The organism is Escherichia sp. KTE31, assembly GCF_000407925.1.
In the GTDB taxonomy this organism is placed as follows: domain Bacteria; phylum Pseudomonadota; class Gammaproteobacteria; order Enterobacterales; family Enterobacteriaceae; genus Escherichia; species Escherichia ruysiae.
Genome location: NZ_KE136726.1, coordinates 282,476 through 298,194, shown reverse-complemented (window position 1 = coordinate 298,194; position 15,719 = coordinate 282,476). Strand labels below are relative to the sequence as shown.

Sequence of the window (15,719 nt, the reverse complement as noted above, 5' to 3'; positions counted from 1 at the left end):
CTCTCTGAAAATAGTTAGTTAACGGGGGAAATATGCAACTCGTCGTAACCAGAAAGTGCACAAGGTTGGCGACTGAATGCCAGTTCTTCCAGGCAGCCGATCACCAGTTCAAGCGTGGTGCGCACGGTACAGCCTGGCATCATATGACCGCCAAGCATCGCGCCGTGTTGGTCGGAAACGCAGAGATGAAGATGTTCGCCCGTCTGTTCCAGCGTGCCGTTCAGTGCGATCACTTCAAACTTACCGCTTAGAAGGGTGGTGTTTTCTTGTCCGGCATAGCGCAAAGCAACATCAGTCAGACTGCCGGTACAACCAGCAATCCACGCAGCGTGAAGCTGTTGCTGCTGTGCGAAGGCGCGTAATTGAGAGAAAACTTCCTGATCGGGAAGCAGGCGCAGCGCGTAAAAGCGTGCAGTTGAAGAATAAGGGTGAGGCAATGTCATCATTGAAGTACTCCGAAACTCGGACGTATTGCGGATGATATCGACGCTGCATCAGTCATATTCTGATATAAGTCAGGGTTTATGACGGCACAACGAAAAGATTTTGCTACGCTTATTCGTGATTCTGCCAGGTGGAATAATTCCTGGCGAACCAGGGCGAAAAACGTGACGTAAGTCAGATAATTGTCTTCTTTGACTGGACAATCATTCCTTTTATTCCGCGTTTCGCTTATCCTAGCTGAAGCGTTTCAGTCGATTAAATGTTCGACAATTAACCAATCAGTCGCGATTTGCGACAGGTAAGGTTTTCCCGAACGATTTGCTGGACTACTCTGTCTGGCAAATTTGCTTAGAGAAAGCCTTGCAGGAGACCTATGACCGTACGCGTAGCGATAAATGGCTTCGGTCGCATCGGGCGTAATGTGGTTCGTGCTGTGTATGAATCCGGACGCCGGGCGGAAATCACCGTGGTGGCAATCAACGAATTGGCGGATGCTGCGGGCATGGCGCATTTGTTGAAATATGACACCAGCCATGGCCGTTTTGCATGGGAAGTACGTCAGGAACGCGATCAACTCTTTGTTGGTGATGACGCCATCCGCGTATTGCATGAACGTTCACTGCAATCGCTTCCCTGGCGTGAACTTGGCGTCGATGTGGTTCTCGACTGCACTGGCGTATATGGCTCCCGCGAGCATGGCGAAGCGCATATTGCCGCCGGGGCCAAAAAAGTGCTCTTTTCACATCCTGGCAGTAACGATCTCGACGCGACCGTTGTTTACGGCGTCAATCAGGATCAACTTCGTGCGGAACACCGCATCGTTTCTAACGCTTCCTGTACCACGAATTGCATAATTCCCGTCATCAAATTGTTAGATGATGCGTACGGTATTGAGTCCGGCACTGTGACCACAATTCACTCCGCCATGCACGATCAACAGGTTATTGATGCATACCATCCTGACCTGCGTCGCACCCGGGCAGCCAGTCAGTCGATTATTCCGGTCGATACAAAACTGGCCGCTGGTATCACGCGTTTTTTCCCGCAGTTTAATGATCGTTTTGAAGCGATTGCGGTACGTGTGCCAACCATAAATGTGACGGCAATTGATTTAAGCGTGACGGTGAAGAAACCTGTAAAAGCCAATGAAGTCAACCAGTTGCTGCAAAAGGCGGCACAAGGTGCATTTCATGGTATAGTTGACTATACGGAATTACCGTTGGTCTCTGTAGATTTTAACCACGATCCGCACAGTGCCATTGTCGATGGCACCCAAACCCGGGTCAGTGGCGCACACCTGATCAAAACGTTGGTCTGGTGCGATAACGAATGGGGCTTTGCTAACCGAATGCTCGACACGACGTTAGCCATGGCCGCTGTTGCTTTCAGGTAAGACGCAAGCAGCGTCTGCAAAACTTTTAGAATCAACGAGAGGATTCACCATGTCTGTAATTAAGATGACCGATCTGGATCTTGCTGGGAAACGTGTATTTATCCGTGCGGATCTGAACGTACCAGTAAAAGACGGGAAAGTAACCAGCGACGCACGCATCCGTGCTTCTCTGCCGACCATCGAACTGGCTCTGAAACAAGGCGCTAAAGTGATGGTAACTTCCCACCTGGGTCGTCCTACCGAAGGCGAGTACAATGAAGAATTCTCTCTGCTGCCGGTTGTTAACTACCTGAAAGACAAACTGTCTAACCCGGTTCGCCTGGTTAAAGATTACCTCGACGGCGTTGACGTTGCTGAAGGTGAACTGGTTGTTCTGGAAAACGTTCGCTTCAACAAAGGCGAGAAGAAAGACGACGAAACTCTGTCCAAGAAATACGCTGCACTGTGCGACGTGTTCGTAATGGATGCATTCGGTACTGCTCACCGCGCGCAGGCTTCTACTCACGGTATCGGTAAATTCGCTGACGTTGCGTGCGCAGGCCCGCTGCTGGCGGCTGAACTGGACGCGCTGGGTAAAGCACTGAAAGAACCAGCTCGTCCGATGGTGGCTATCGTTGGTGGTTCTAAAGTTTCTACCAAACTGACCGTTCTGGACTCCCTGTCTAAAATCGCTGACCAGCTGATCGTTGGTGGTGGTATTGCTAACACCTTTATCGCGGCACAAGGCCACGATGTGGGTAAATCTCTGTACGAAGCAGACCTGGTTGACGAAGCAAAACGTCTGCTGACCACCTGCAACATCCCGGTTCCGTCTGATGTTCGCGTAGCAACTGAGTTCTCTGAAACTGCTCCGGCTACTCTGAAATCTGTTAACGACGTGAAAGCTGACGAGCAGATCCTGGATATCGGCGACGCTTCTGCGCAAGAACTGGCTGAAATCCTGAAGAATGCGAAAACCATTCTGTGGAACGGCCCGGTTGGTGTATTCGAATTCCCGAACTTCCGTAAAGGTACTGAAATCGTGGCTAACGCTATCGCAGACAGCGAAGCGTTCTCCATCGCTGGTGGCGGCGACACTCTGGCAGCAATCGACCTGTTCGGTATTGCTGACAAAATCTCCTACATCTCCACTGGCGGCGGCGCATTCCTCGAATTCGTGGAAGGTAAAGTACTGCCTGCAGTAGCGATGCTCGAAGAGCGCGCTAAGAAGTAAAAAAATCACAGGGCAGGGAAACCTGCCCTTGTTTCAGCGCGCTTTTAAAGCACGCACTTTTTCTACAGCCCGACGATACAGGACAAAGAAACATGTCTAAGATTTTTGATTTCGTAAAACCTGGCGTAATCACTGGTGATGACGTACAGAAAGTTTTCCAGGTAGCAAAAGAAAACAACTTCGCACTGCCAGCAGTAAACTGTGTCGGTACTGACTCCATCAACGCCGTACTGGAAACCGCTGCTAAAGTTAAAGCGCCGGTTATCGTTCAGTTCTCCAACGGTGGTGCTTCTTTTATCGCTGGTAAAGGCGTGAAATCTGACGTTCCGCAGGGTGCTGCTATCCTGGGCGCGATCTCTGGTGCACATCACGTACACCAGATGGCTGAACACTACGGTGTTCCGGTTATCCTGCACACTGACCACTGCGCGAAGAAATTGCTGCCGTGGATCGACGGTCTGCTGGACGCAGGTGAAAAACACTTCGCTGCTACCGGTAAGCCGCTGTTCTCTTCTCACATGATCGACCTGTCTGAAGAATCTCTGCAAGAGAACATTGAAATCTGCTCTAAATACCTGGAGCGCATGTCCAAAATCGGCATGACTCTGGAAATCGAACTGGGTTGCACCGGTGGTGAAGAAGACGGCGTGGACAACAGCCACATGGACGCTTCTGCACTGTACACCCAGCCGGAAGACGTTGATTACGCTTACACCGAGCTGAGCAAAATCAGCCCGCGTTTCACCATCGCTGCTTCTTTCGGTAACGTACACGGCGTTTACAAGCCGGGTAACGTGGTTCTGACCCCGACTATCCTGCGCGATTCTCAGGAATATGTTTCTAAGAAACACAACCTGCCGCACAACAGCCTGAACTTCGTATTCCACGGAGGTTCCGGTTCTACAGCTCAGGAAATCAAAGACTCCGTAAGCTACGGTGTAGTGAAAATGAACATCGATACCGATACCCAATGGGCAACCTGGGAAGGTGTTCTGAACTACTACAAAGAAAATGAAGCTTACCTGCAGGGTCAGCTGGGCAACCCGAAAGGCGAAGATCAGCCGAACAAGAAATACTACGATCCGCGCGTATGGCTGCGTGCCGGTCAGACTTCGATGATCGCTCGTCTGGAAAAAGCATTCAAGGAACTGAACGCGATCGACGTTCTGTAAGATATTCCTTTTTGCTTATCTCAAGACCCGCTTTGCGGGTCTTTTTTTTCGCCAAAAGAAAAATTGCCTGATGCGCTACGCTTATCAGGCCTACGTGAACTTAAATGCTTTCGTAGGACGGATAAGGCGTTTACGCCGCATCCGGCATGAACAAAGCGCACCTTGTCAACAATCTGAGGAGGCCAGCATAGCGGGCTTTTTTTCGCCAAAAGCAAGGTGATGCAGATGAGAATTTTGTGATCTATTTGGCAAAATTATACTTTATTGTTTACCCTTGTCAGACCGCCCGTCATAAGGCGGCGGAGTGTATTTCTCCATTTTGAGTCAGTTAAAAAGGAATATTGAATGGAAGATTTGAATGTTGTCGATAGCATACACGGTGCAGGTTCCTGGTTGGTGAAAAACCAGGCGCTGTTGCTGAGTTATGCTGTAAACATCGTGGCGGCTCTCGCGATTATCATTATCGGTTTGATTGTCGCGCGGATGATCTCCAACGCGGTGAATCGCCTGATGATCTCCCGTAACATAGATGCCACCGTAGCTGATTTTATCTCTGCATTAGCCCGATATGCGATTATTGCCTTTACGCTGATCGCAGCGTTAGGTCGCGTGGGCGTTCAAACCGCATCGGTTATCGCCGTGCTGGGTGCCGCAGGTTTAGCTGTAGGTTTGGCGTTGCAGGGTTCTCTGTCTAACCTGGCCGCTGGCGTATTGCTGGTACTGTTCCGCCCGTTCCGTGCCGGTGAATATGTCGACCTCGGCGGTGTTGCCGGTACAGTGCAGAGCGTGCAGATTTTCTCTACGACTATGCGCACCGCAGACGGTAAAATTATCGTTATCCCGAATGGTAAAATTATTGCCGGTAATATTATTAACTTCTCTCGCGAGCCTGCGCGCCGTAACGAATTTATCATTGGTGTGGCGTATGATTCCGATATCGATCAGGTGAAGCAGATCCTGACCGATATTATCCAGTCTGACGATCGCATTTTAAAAGATCGCGAAATGACCGTGCGTCTGAACGAGCTTGGCGCATCCTCGATTAATTTCGTGGTCCGCGTCTGGAGCAACAGCGGCGATCTGCAAAACGTTTACTGGGATGTGCTGGAGCGTATTAAACGCGAATTTGATGCCGCTGGTATCAGCTTCCCGTACCCGCAAATGGATGTGAATTTTAAGCGGGTGAAAGAGGACAAAGCTGCATAATCAACACTGAGGCCAGATAATTTATCTGGCCTCTCTCTTATTAGTTATTCTGATTGCCAATTAATATTATCAATTTCCGCTAATAACAATCCCGCGCTATAGTCTCTGCATCAGATAATTAATTCGGAATGTTTAACGTGTTTTCTTATTATTTTCAAGGTCTTGCACTTGGTGCGGCTATGATCCTGCCGCTCGGTCCACAAAATGCTTTTGTGATGAATCAGGGTATTCGCCGCCAGTACCACATTATGATTGCCTTACTTTGTGCAATCAGCGATTTGGTTCTGATTTGCGCCGGGATTTTTGGCGGTAGCGCGTTACTGATGCAGTCACCGTGGTTATTGGCCTTAGTGACCTAGGGCGGCGTTGCCTTCTTGTTGTGGTATGGCTTTGGCGCTTTTAAAACGGCGATGAGCAGTAATATTGAGCTGGTTAGTGCTGAAGTCATGAAACAGGGACGCTGGAAAATTATTGCCACCATGCTGGCAGTGACCTGGCTGAATCCCCATGTTTATCTGGATACCTTTGTGGTATTGGGGAGCCTCGGCGGGCAGCTCGACGTCGAACCAAAACGCTGGTTTGCGCTTGGGACGATTAGCGCCTCTTTCTTGTGGTTCTTTGGTCTGGCGCTTCTCGCGGCCTGGCTGGCACCGCGTCTGCGTACCGCCAAAGCGCAGCGTATTATTAATATTATTGTTGGTAGCGTAATGTGGTTTATCGCCCTACAGCTGGCGAGAGATGGTATTGCCCATGCACAAGCCTTGTTCAGTTAGGCGCTATCTTATGGAAAATAAAAACAGAGACGCTAAGCTTGCCTACAGAGGTTTTGAATTTTGGGCAAGTAAATTAACACGGAGAGACTAACGTGAAGTTCAAAGTTATCGCCCTGGCGGCATTGATGGGTTTCAGCGGGTTGGCAGTAGAGGCCAATGAACTACCGGATGGTCCGCACATTGTCACTTCAGGAACGGCAAGCGTAGATGCGGTGCCAGACATTGCCACTCTTGCTATTGAAGTTAATGTGGCAGCGAAGGATGCTGCTACCGCCAAGAAACAAGCGGATGAGCGCGTGGCGCAATATATCTCTTTCCTTGAACTCAATCAGATCGCGAAAAAAGATATCAGTTCTGCGAATTTACGTACCCAGCCAGATTACGATTACCAGGATGGCAAAAGTATTCTGAAAGGCTATCGGGCAGTGAGAACGGTAGAAGTAACAGTTCGTCAGTTAGACAAACTGAATTCGTTGCTGGATGGTGCGCTGAAGGCCGGTCTTAACGAGATTCGTTCTGTTTCGTTGGGCGTAGCGCAACCGGATACCTATAAAGATAAAGCGCGTAAGGCAGCGATAGATAACGCGATTCATCAGGCGCAGGAACTGGCAAATGGCTTTAATCGCAAACTGGGACCGGTGTATAGCGTGCGCTACCATGTTTCCAACTATCAGCCCAGCCCGATGGTTCGGATGATGAAAGCTGATGCCGCGCCGGTTTCTGCTCAGGAAACTTACGAGCAGGCCGCTATTCAGTTTGATGATCAGGTGGATGTGGTCTTCCAGTTAGAACCCGTTGATCAGCAACCTGCAAAAACGCCTACCGCACAATAATACATTTAGCCCGACTCATTTGTCGGGCTAATGTCTTCACCTTATATCGTCTCCTTTTTCTGTAATTTTCTGTAAAACCATGATGCAATTACCTATCTTTGCTCGCGATTTCATCAAAGATTGAATAACTGAAACGGTTAAGCGGACAGTGATGTTTGGGAGAGGGTATGGATATTTTTATTTCGAAAAAGATGCGCAATTTTATTTTATTAGCGCAAACCAATAATATTGCTCGGGCAGCAGAAAAGATTCATATGACGGCTTCACCGTTTGGCAAAAGTATTGCCGCGCTGGAGGAGCAAATTGGTTATACGCTGTTTACCCGTAAAGATAACAACATTAGCCTTAATAAAGCCGGGCAGGAACTTTATCAAAAACTATTCCCGGTTTACCAACGACTTTCTGCTATTGATAATGAAATTCATAATTCCGGGCGTCATTCTCATGAAATTGTCATTGGCATCGATAATACTTATCCGACAATTAAAGAAAATCAATAACTTAGCTTAACTTCTCTAAGAAATTGTATCTTCTGTTATCACTTACAAACGCCTATACGTTGTTATGGGCTTTGGTAGTGTAACACGTATGGGCGAGTAGTTCCCAGGCTCAACCTCGTAACAAGTTCCTTTGAAGCTGGAAGACGTGCCACCGTCTCTAAACCTTCTACCAAAACTCTTAGCAAGATGTTCCACACCTGGCCGGTGTCCAATGATGCTACACGTCGTGAGACGTTGCAGAGGATAAACAGGCTAAATGATGGGAAGAGTTTTAAGTGCAATAGTGGATTAAAGCCCACCTCTTCAAAACCTAACTTGATCGGGAAAGAATCAAGCTCTAGCACGGTTTCGTCCACCGGAGTACAACGGGTGCCTGATAAGAGAAGAACTGCTAAGACTTCATAGCTTTTGTGAAAAAGCCCTTTTTAGTGGATACGCCTACGGCGCTTATTTTTTGGTATAACCATCAAAGGCGCTTTATGGCTCCTATTGTCTTGAAAATGTATCTTTACTTGTATTGTGTTTTATGCGTAGTCTCCCTGTGTAGTATGTAACTTGTTAATTTTCATATGAATACAGAGGCACACGATGAAAAACATTGCAGCTATCAAACGTAATAACCGCAAGATTCACGCTCGTAAGTTCCTGTCTACGCCAGAGGGAAAAGCCTGGCTAGAGCGAAAGCAACGAGAGAACGAAGAAAGAAAACTCCTTAGTGAGTTGAAATGGCTTAGAGAGGATTTCTGAAAATCTCCAGAACGCAACAGGACGCATTCTAACGCTGTTTTCATTGCTTGATATAGGGATATATAGGTGATGTGTGTTTAATGCGTCTGTGCGCTTGTTTTGTGCCTTATTTTGCATTTTCATAATGCAGAAGAGAACACGGAAAACCTTAAAATTAATTATTGGGGTATTTAAGGCTATTTTCAGGTTATTTAAGGGTATTAAACTTGATTTAATTGATTAAAATATAAACAGATTGTTCTGTATCTTATTGATTTATAAGGTTATTTTTAAATAAAGATAAATAAAAAATAAATAGCCATAAATAGCTATAAATACATCTAAATACATCTAAATACCTATATCCCCTCCCTTATGGCTAGATTGCGAGAGGTGCTTAACGCGATTTTCAGCGCCCCCCGATCTGGAAAATCCAGAATCCCCAAATATCAGCAAGGAATTTTCTTGCACAATCAACATCGTTTTTACCTATTAAATCATTACACAGAAAGCCTTTCTGTAATGTCTCTCACTAAACTTTCACTAAACACGAGAATGATCGGTTTTATGTCGGATCAGATGCTAGAAACAGCACCACGTCTCACAAGGGCTGTAAGCGATGAAACCAGTGTTTATGCGGGTGCAGGTCAAAATATAGGCCAAAATCCATTTAACATAATAAACGTAATATGCACTAAGGAACACATAGAACGCCTTGAATTGATGTATCAGGGGAAAAGTGATGGATTTTTTACGTAGGAGCACGAGAGGGCTTCTGTTGACTTTTGTATGATATGAAATATAATTAAAAGTTTTTTTTGTTTTTATTGTGTGATGTAGGGAATTACACAGGGGAATAGATTAAATGGTGTTCTGTTTATACAGGTTTATTTGTTAGATCAACAATTTGGCATTTCTAAACAGATGTTTGAACGTTGCCAAATGTCTTGACAACACAAGAAAAGGGCTTGCTATGCCACGCATTACACGAAATAAGGCTATAAAAACAAAATAAATTTTAAAATTTGCACAAACAAGAAAACTCGTTCAGAAACAAGCAGAACAATTTTTAGCCAACAATTTCTGATGGTGCTTTGTAAGCCGCACTACACAAGGCTTTGCGAAAGTGATGTAAAAGTGAAGAAAGCTAACATTGCCCTTTTAAACTACTTTTCATTGAATTTTTTAGTATGGAATTACACAGGGAATAGAGAGCATTATTCTATGATTTACACAGGGAATATAGGGGGATTATGGCACACACATAGAAAGGCATTACACAGAGTGCTATGTGACAAATGGATGTAACGAGAGGTTACATTCAGCTACCCCCACAGAATTCTGTTACCCCTATCAAGTCTGATACCCCTATCAAAACTGATACCCGATAAGTATAAATAACACCTAGGAAATGATTTCCGATCTATTTAGGAAGTAACCTAGGAAGTGGTTTCCTACCTACCTAGGAAATGAGTTCCACCAATACTATAATTAAATACTATAATTAAATAATATAAATAATATTCTTTATACTATATAGGTCACTGTGACCTAGGGGGTAGGTCATAGTGAACTAGGGGGGTAGGTCATAGTGAACTACCCCCACAGAATTCTGTTAATCTTAACTTTTAAAGAGATTTTTACCCTAACAAAATTCTGTTACCCCACCCTAACAGAATTCTGTTATACACCCCCACAGAAAACTGTTAGACACCCCCACAGAATTCTGTTACCTATTAGATCATTTATTAAATTACTTATTAAATTATAATATTATATATTTATTTATATGATCTTTTGCCTTCCGGCGTTAGCTTCACTCTCTGGCAAGCAGCCTTACTCCGCTACCTTTGGGCTTCGTGGCTGGCCCGTTCCGCTCACACCGAAAGCAAAGCGTTACTTTCTTCGTGTAACTTCGTTGGCGATAACGCCCACGAAGAAATACTATTGCGCTGTGCGCAGAAGAGTAATCACCTAACCAATCATACTGATTGCTTACGTGTTAACTCTCTCTAACTCTTAATTACCCTCCTACATTTAATAACTCTCGTTATTCTCTGTAGTTGTGTAATTACTCGAAGAGAGAGCGGCTAAAGCTCAATTACACTCTGCTTTCCTCGTGTAATTTCACTAAGCCTCAATACAATTTCACTTCCTACATTCTGTAGTCGTGTAATTGTTTTCGGTGGAAAAGCCAGAGGCGACACCGAAAGAGAATTCTGATCTTATTAATCTTATCTATCTTAGTTAATCTTCTTACTTATCTTACTTTATCTACTTTATCTACTTTATTATTAATAATAGCTTCATAAGCTCTCTGTAGCTCTTTGACGCAAGAAACAGCATTCAGGAAGGGAATCACCTTAGAAAAGTGTTCTTTGCGTCATAATGTGTTTTATGAAGGATTCAGAGGTGTTTCATAACAGGAGTGTATAGAGGATACTTTAATTAATTAAAAATAAGGGGTCTAAATGCTTCTCTAACAGCATTAAGCAGGGTAGAGAATGGAAACGCATTGTCTACATATATAATCTCACTACAGGGCTTTACAGAGCGTTTTATAAAGTGACTCTCTGTTTTATATTTACCATTACCTTCTCATACACCTAACAAATACAAAATAAGCCCCTTAAATAAGCCTCTGGCGAGCTAAACAGCCATTAGATAAGGGAATGTATTGCTTTTATCAAAAACTCGTTAGAACGCGTTTTAGAGCGTTTTAGACAATAAGGAAGAATAGCACTACACAGAAGAGCACAAATTGCTAAGACAAATTATAACATGCTGAAAAAGATCGATTTTTTTTCGGAAATGGTATTGACAAACGTCTCTTTCTGTGCAATAATAGGAATTAGAGGGGACAGGAATAGATTCTTATCCTCTAAATAATTAAACCAATGCACCGCACTTTGAAGCCGTCAGGCTTGCAAGGTGTTTTTTCTTTTAACTGAATAAGGAGTTTTTTATGAAATGGTTTACTTCACAGGATGTAGTAGAAGCCTGGAAACGTGGTGAGATCAACCGCTTTAAAGTAAGGATGTATAGAAACACCGCTCGCCGTTGTGGTTATCCAGAGCGTGAAAAATGTTTTGACGATGCACTGAAAATTATTGATGAACTGCGTAAAGCTGAGAAAGAATAATAGACAAGAGAAGGAGAAAACTATGAGCGAAACTAAGAAACCAATTCCGCGCACTTACCTACACGTTGACCCTGAAACCTTCAAGGTTTTATTTGCTGAAGCCAAGAAAAGGCAAATTATGGTCAGTGATTTGATGTTAGAAATCATTACTGAAGCAGCAGAGAACATCAAACAAAAAAAGGGTAAGTGATCCTCATTCACTTTAGTAGCGCATTAAGCGTGATTTATAAGGAGATTTTTAATGATTAATGAAGAACAATTTGTAAAAGTTCCTATGTGGATTCTAAAAATAAGCCAAGTAAACGGGCATAAATTTACAGATAGTGCTAAAAACCTTTACTGCTATCTGAAAGGGTTTGATCGTGCATTTCCCTCTTACGCTAAGATAGGCGATGTTTTTGGCATAACACCAAGAGCAGCAGAGGAAAGGGTTAAGAAATTGCTCGAAATGGGGTTAATTATAAAAGATGCACGACCAGGAAGTTCTAATGTCTATCAAGTGGTAGATATTCCACAAGAAGAAGCTAGACAAGAAGCCAAGACACAACAAGAAGCTACTGTTAAAGCTGTTCCTGATCAGCTTCAACCTACGGAAGATAATAAACAGCCTTCTTTTGATGTTCTTGATGATTGGAATGCGCCTTTGCCGTGGGAGACGGAAGAAACACCTGTTTCATCAAGTGAAAAGGTAGCTAATGATAATGAGGAGGATGTGTTAGAGAATTTTGCCTCTCTTATTATCACGCAGAAGCCTACAAGAACAGGAGGAGCATCATTTCTAGAATTTGCAACATCGTTAGCCTATAAGCACAGGTTAAAGCTACCAAATGGTATTGAGGCATATTTTGCTAAGAAACATCCCAAAGTATATGAAGACTTTGATATTCCATTTTTATAAGGAGGGTTATGATTCAATATTTAGTAAAAAATCAAGTAGACCGCATTCAGTGTAATGACACAGGAAAACGCATCTATGAAACACTTGCTTACCTCTATAAAGGAAAGCCAACACCGCTAAAATATAGCGATGTGTTACATCGAGCAGGGTGCTCTGAAGATGGTTTAAAATTCTGGCTTAGACAGCTATCAAATTTCGGTGTTATAGAGATTAAAGAATTATCTTTCTCTACATTCAATCTCAAAAGACTGGATAAAGAAATAGACTTCATCTATTCCACTCTCTAAAATCTCTCTATGTAATTAAAATATAAAAGGAAAACATTATTATGATAGTAGCTATGTATTGGTTATTGTTCTTTCTCACGTTAGAAACATATTTCGGGGTGTTTTCCTTTAAAAGAAAAGGAAAAGTAAATAATGGCAAAAAGAAAAAACAACGTTGTTAAGAAAATCGGTGATTCAGCTTCTCTTCTAAGTAAACCTAAATCTATTCTAAGACGTAAAGACTTTAAAGAGCTAGTTACGCTCACCAAGCAAAATAGCGCCCCTGGCGAATGGAAAACAGAGATCATAGAACATTCTCCCTCTGTGCCTTGTGGAGATGAATATATCGCATTACAAGAAATCTTATCTTCAACACCTGGCGTATTCTGGAAACCTAGAAAAAGAAAAGAGTATATCGTTGATAGCTCTGATTTGCGCAAATACCAGATTTTAGGATTTGAAGATTATAACCACTACGTCGGTTATCTCGCCACCAATGGCCTAAATAATTTAGTTCCTGAATTCCAAATTTTAGATAATGCAGATCACTATGGAGACTTTTAATATGAACAAAAACACGTATGACACAATTTACTCACTAATTAATTATTATGAGGATGATTACCTCCTGCCTTTAAACCGCGCTGAACTTGAAGCATACAGAGAAAACACCCCAGCGGCACTAAATGAGGCGTTTAAACACTGGGATTTAGCTGTGAATGCCTTTGAGCACCTCTGTAAGCGTGTAGAGATGCTCTGTAAGCGTGAAAACGCATATCTGACAGCCGATCAGATATGGGAGCTATCAAACTGGATAGAAGATATTGAGTCTGATGTTCGCTATGTAGGAGACGGCCTTGTTGAACTAGCTCAACGCTTAGCCGTTATCACAGAAGAATAAAAAAAGCAACAAAAAAGTTGTAAAATATCTTGACATTTCATATATTGTATGTTAATATAATTATATAGGGTGATTATTTTTCCTTTATTGGTTCGATATTAAAAATTCTTCTTGTCGTTAAAGGGGAGTAAAATCTCCGCTCCCCGCTTCTCCTCCTTAAGTAATACTGTGTCATTATACCTCTTTTTTCCTTTGTTATGCATACATCTTGGAGTGTGCATAACATAGGGTAATTACAAAGGCGGCTTTAAATGCTGCCTTTTATTTTGCCCGTTATGCAACTTAAAAGTTGTATTTCTTACTTTAAACAAGGTAACAAGGTTTATATAAATGTTGTTTTTAAACGATAAAGAGCAAATCATCAAGTATAAAGATGAAATGCTGAAAATTAATCCACAAATTACCGAAATGGTAGCTAAATACGCTGGGTGTTCTGTCGAGGAAGTAGAAAGATGTGTTGAAAAATATTTTTCTCCTTCTTCTCCGTCTACACCTTCCCTTAATGAATTAATCAAATTAAAAGCTAAGGAGATTACTAAATGATTATTGATTTAGACACTCTGTTTCCAGTTCGAAAGACTTTCACAGATATTGTAAGTTATTGTACTGATCCGTTTGCCTCTGTAGAAAGCAAGGTTTTTGCTTCTCTTCCTGCTGATGTTGAATGCGGAGACTTGATCACCAGCACTGGCGCTAAATATGAATCAGGAGATGATATTTATGTTGTTATGAGTGAATTTGTAACGGCTGGAGAAAACAAGCCTGTAGATGTGCTACGTAGCAATGCTGGCCTTGTGTGCATTAAAGCTGATGCGCTGAATGCTGTAAGTGAAGCAGCAAAAACAGCATTAATTAAAAAAGGCTTCCAGCTTGAAGGGTTCCATTCTGTTTTCACTTCTTAATAAAAGGAATAATAATAAATGATTCTAGGTAATGATTACGTTGATTTAGCTCCTTTGTTCTCTGCGCATAGCACTAGAAACTATCTGCTTTCTACTCTGGATTTTACGGATTCTGTAGGGGTTACATCTCATAAAGTAGCTGTTTCCCAGCTTGTCGAAAGCAACGAATCTCTGTTCAACAAAGAAACCTCTCGTTTCTCTTCTGAACACAATGTTACTAAGCGAGAACAAGGTAAAGAATGGCTGATTGAAATCCCGTATTTTCTTCGTGAAGATGTGATCCGTCCTTCTGATGTTCAAGGCAAGCGTAAGCCTGGCACTGATTTTCAGGAAACACTCACTGATATCTATGCTGACTATGTTGCTAAACACCACGTAGCGTATCAGCGCACTAAAGAGAGCGTGTTGGCGGCTTCTTTGTTCTCTGGCAAAACTTACACGCCTAAAACTGATGATGTTCTTATCGAGTGGAGCAAGCTGTTTAATGTGGTACCTATGAAAGCCACGTTGAACGCTTCCAGCACTGACACCACGAAGATTTTTAAAGAATTTGATCAGATTGCTACTGACATTATCGAAAAAGCACAAAGCCAGGCGGCTGCTGTAGAGCGTATTGTTGTTTTCTGTAAACCTGACGCCTTCTCTGCAATTCGATTCTCTGCGGGTATGGCAAACGCATTCCAGTATGTAAGCCCACTGGAAGAAGGGAACGTTGTGTATCAGCGTCGTGACCTGCTCCCAGGGGTGACAGCGTTCACTATTCCAGGAACTAACATTGATGTTATTAAACTGGTAGATCCGCTACACCTTGCACATATGACCGCAGACGCTGTAGCTGTGCCTAAATTCGCTAAAGGCTCTAATGTATATCAGAACATCTACGGGGCTGCTTCCAGCACCTTTGAACTGATTAATGCCGCTCCTGCTGAGGTGTATAGCTATAGCTATGAATCTTCTCGTGGTGATGCTGTTAACGTTGTTACAGAGAATAGCCAGATGGTTGTAAACCACGGTGTAGGCTTCTCCGTTCAAATCACTGTTAAATAATATTTAACGTGTAATAGAGGCGTGGCGTGTATTCACGCTTCGCCTTTTTTTATTTATTTTTTTTAAATTTTGAGAGGTGATTAAAATATGGAAGTGATTCTGAAATCAAAAAATGGTGTACACGTACATTTAGATGCTAATGATTCTAGAGGCTTGTTAAATCTGAAATATCTATGTTCTCTTTTAGATGTGCCCTATGAAGGCGTAAAAGCCCGTATGTTCAGATTAAACGAGAGTATTGATCAAGCTCTACACCATTTCTTAAGTAAAGAAGGTGGTAAAAATGATTAATATAAGGGGATT

The 15,719-nt window shown here is 43.0% G+C and carries 17 protein-coding genes and 2 pseudogenes; 18 read left to right on the top strand and 1 reads right to left on the bottom strand.

The annotated features are described in order from the left end of the window. Positions 1-14: 14 nt before the first annotated feature. Positions 15-446, bottom strand: coding sequence for a PPC domain-containing DNA-binding protein (locus WES_RS04185; protein WP_016159692.1), 432 nt, complete (start codon positions 444-446; stop codon positions 15-17). Between the two features lie 371 nt (positions 447-817). Here WES_RS04185 and epd point away from each other — a divergent pair, with 371 nt between their 5' ends. The 18 genes and pseudogenes from epd (at position 818) to WES_RS04260 (ending at position 15,707) form a co-directional block, all read left to right on the top strand. Next, entirely contained in the window at positions 818-1,837 is a 1,020-nt protein-coding gene (epd, locus tag WES_RS04190; RefSeq protein WP_000218493.1) for an erythrose-4-phosphate dehydrogenase, read from the top strand. A 49-nt stretch (positions 1,838-1,886) separates the two neighbouring features. Then, complete coding sequence (pgk, locus tag WES_RS04195; RefSeq protein WP_000111269.1) at positions 1,887-3,050, top strand: phosphoglycerate kinase; 1,164 nt, start codon at positions 1,887-1,889, stop codon at positions 3,048-3,050. Between the two features lie 92 nt (positions 3,051-3,142). Further along, complete coding sequence (gene fbaA, locus WES_RS04200; protein ID WP_000034374.1) at positions 3,143-4,222, top strand: class II fructose-bisphosphate aldolase; 1,080 nt, start codon at positions 3,143-3,145, stop codon at positions 4,220-4,222. A 345-nt stretch (positions 4,223-4,567) separates the two neighbouring features. Then, positions 4,568-5,428, top strand: a complete 861-nt coding sequence (gene mscS / locus WES_RS04205) for a small-conductance mechanosensitive channel MscS (protein ID WP_016159691.1) — start codon at positions 4,568-4,570, stop codon at positions 5,426-5,428. A gap of 137 nt (positions 5,429-5,565) precedes the next feature. Further along, positions 5,566-6,201 (top strand): annotated as a pseudogene (gene argO / locus WES_RS0121740) (arginine exporter ArgO). A gap of 92 nt (positions 6,202-6,293) precedes the next feature. Further along, positions 6,294-7,034: an oxidative stress defense protein gene (locus WES_RS04210; protein WP_016159688.1), complete on the top strand. Its 741-nt coding sequence runs from the start codon at positions 6,294-6,296 to the stop codon at positions 7,032-7,034. Positions 7,035-7,201: 167 nt separating this feature from the next. Then, positions 7,202-7,519, top strand: a pseudogene (locus WES_RS04215) (LysR family transcriptional regulator); the annotation flags it as partial. Between the two features lie 603 nt (positions 7,520-8,122). Next, a complete protein-coding gene (locus tag WES_RS24290) occupies positions 8,123-8,281 on the top strand; it encodes a hypothetical protein (RefSeq protein ID WP_000788777.1) in 159 nt (52 codons plus the stop codon). Between the two features lie 2,944 nt (positions 8,282-11,225). After that, the gene (locus WES_RS24285; protein WP_016159686.1) at positions 11,226-11,402 is read left to right on the top strand and encodes a hypothetical protein; all 177 of its coding nucleotides are present in this window, start codon (positions 11,226-11,228) and stop codon (positions 11,400-11,402) included. A 22-nt stretch (positions 11,403-11,424) separates the two neighbouring features. After that, entirely contained in the window at positions 11,425-11,592 is a 168-nt protein-coding gene (locus WES_RS0121730) for a hypothetical protein (RefSeq protein ID WP_016159685.1), read from the top strand. 51 nt (positions 11,593-11,643) lie between these two features. After that, positions 11,644-12,300 carry a hypothetical protein gene (locus WES_RS04225; RefSeq protein ID WP_016159684.1) on the top strand — a complete coding sequence of 219 codons (657 nt, stop codon included), beginning with the start codon at positions 11,644-11,646 and terminating at the stop codon, positions 12,298-12,300. 8 nt (positions 12,301-12,308) lie between these two features. After that, on the top strand, positions 12,309-12,587 hold the full coding sequence (locus WES_RS04230) for a hypothetical protein (RefSeq protein WP_000617151.1): 279 nt from the start codon (positions 12,309-12,311) through the stop codon (positions 12,585-12,587). Positions 12,588-12,719: 132 nt separating this feature from the next. Further along, entirely contained in the window at positions 12,720-13,130 is a 411-nt protein-coding gene (locus WES_RS04235) for a hypothetical protein (protein WP_016159682.1), read from the top strand. 1 nt (position 13,131) lies between these two features. Continuing rightward, positions 13,132-13,467 carry a hypothetical protein gene (locus tag WES_RS04240; protein ID WP_016159681.1) on the top strand — a complete coding sequence of 112 codons (336 nt, stop codon included), beginning with the start codon at positions 13,132-13,134 and terminating at the stop codon, positions 13,465-13,467. 330 nt (positions 13,468-13,797) lie between these two features. Further along, on the top strand, positions 13,798-14,010 hold the full coding sequence (locus WES_RS04245) for a hypothetical protein (protein WP_000898164.1): 213 nt from the start codon (positions 13,798-13,800) through the stop codon (positions 14,008-14,010). Then, positions 14,007-14,369 carry a hypothetical protein gene (locus WES_RS04250; RefSeq protein WP_001570993.1) on the top strand — a complete coding sequence of 121 codons (363 nt, stop codon included), beginning with the start codon at positions 14,007-14,009 and terminating at the stop codon, positions 14,367-14,369. Before WES_RS04245 ends, WES_RS04250 begins: the two co-directional genes overlap by 4 nt. An 18-nt stretch (positions 14,370-14,387) precedes the next feature. After that, positions 14,388-15,416 carry a major capsid protein gene (locus WES_RS04255; protein WP_016159680.1) on the top strand — a complete coding sequence of 343 codons (1,029 nt, stop codon included), beginning with the start codon at positions 14,388-14,390 and terminating at the stop codon, positions 15,414-15,416. An 87-nt stretch (positions 15,417-15,503) separates the two neighbouring features. Further along, positions 15,504-15,707 carry a hypothetical protein gene (locus tag WES_RS04260; RefSeq protein WP_000452041.1) on the top strand — a complete coding sequence of 68 codons (204 nt, stop codon included), beginning with the start codon at positions 15,504-15,506 and terminating at the stop codon, positions 15,705-15,707. Positions 15,708-15,719: the final 12 nt, after the last annotated feature.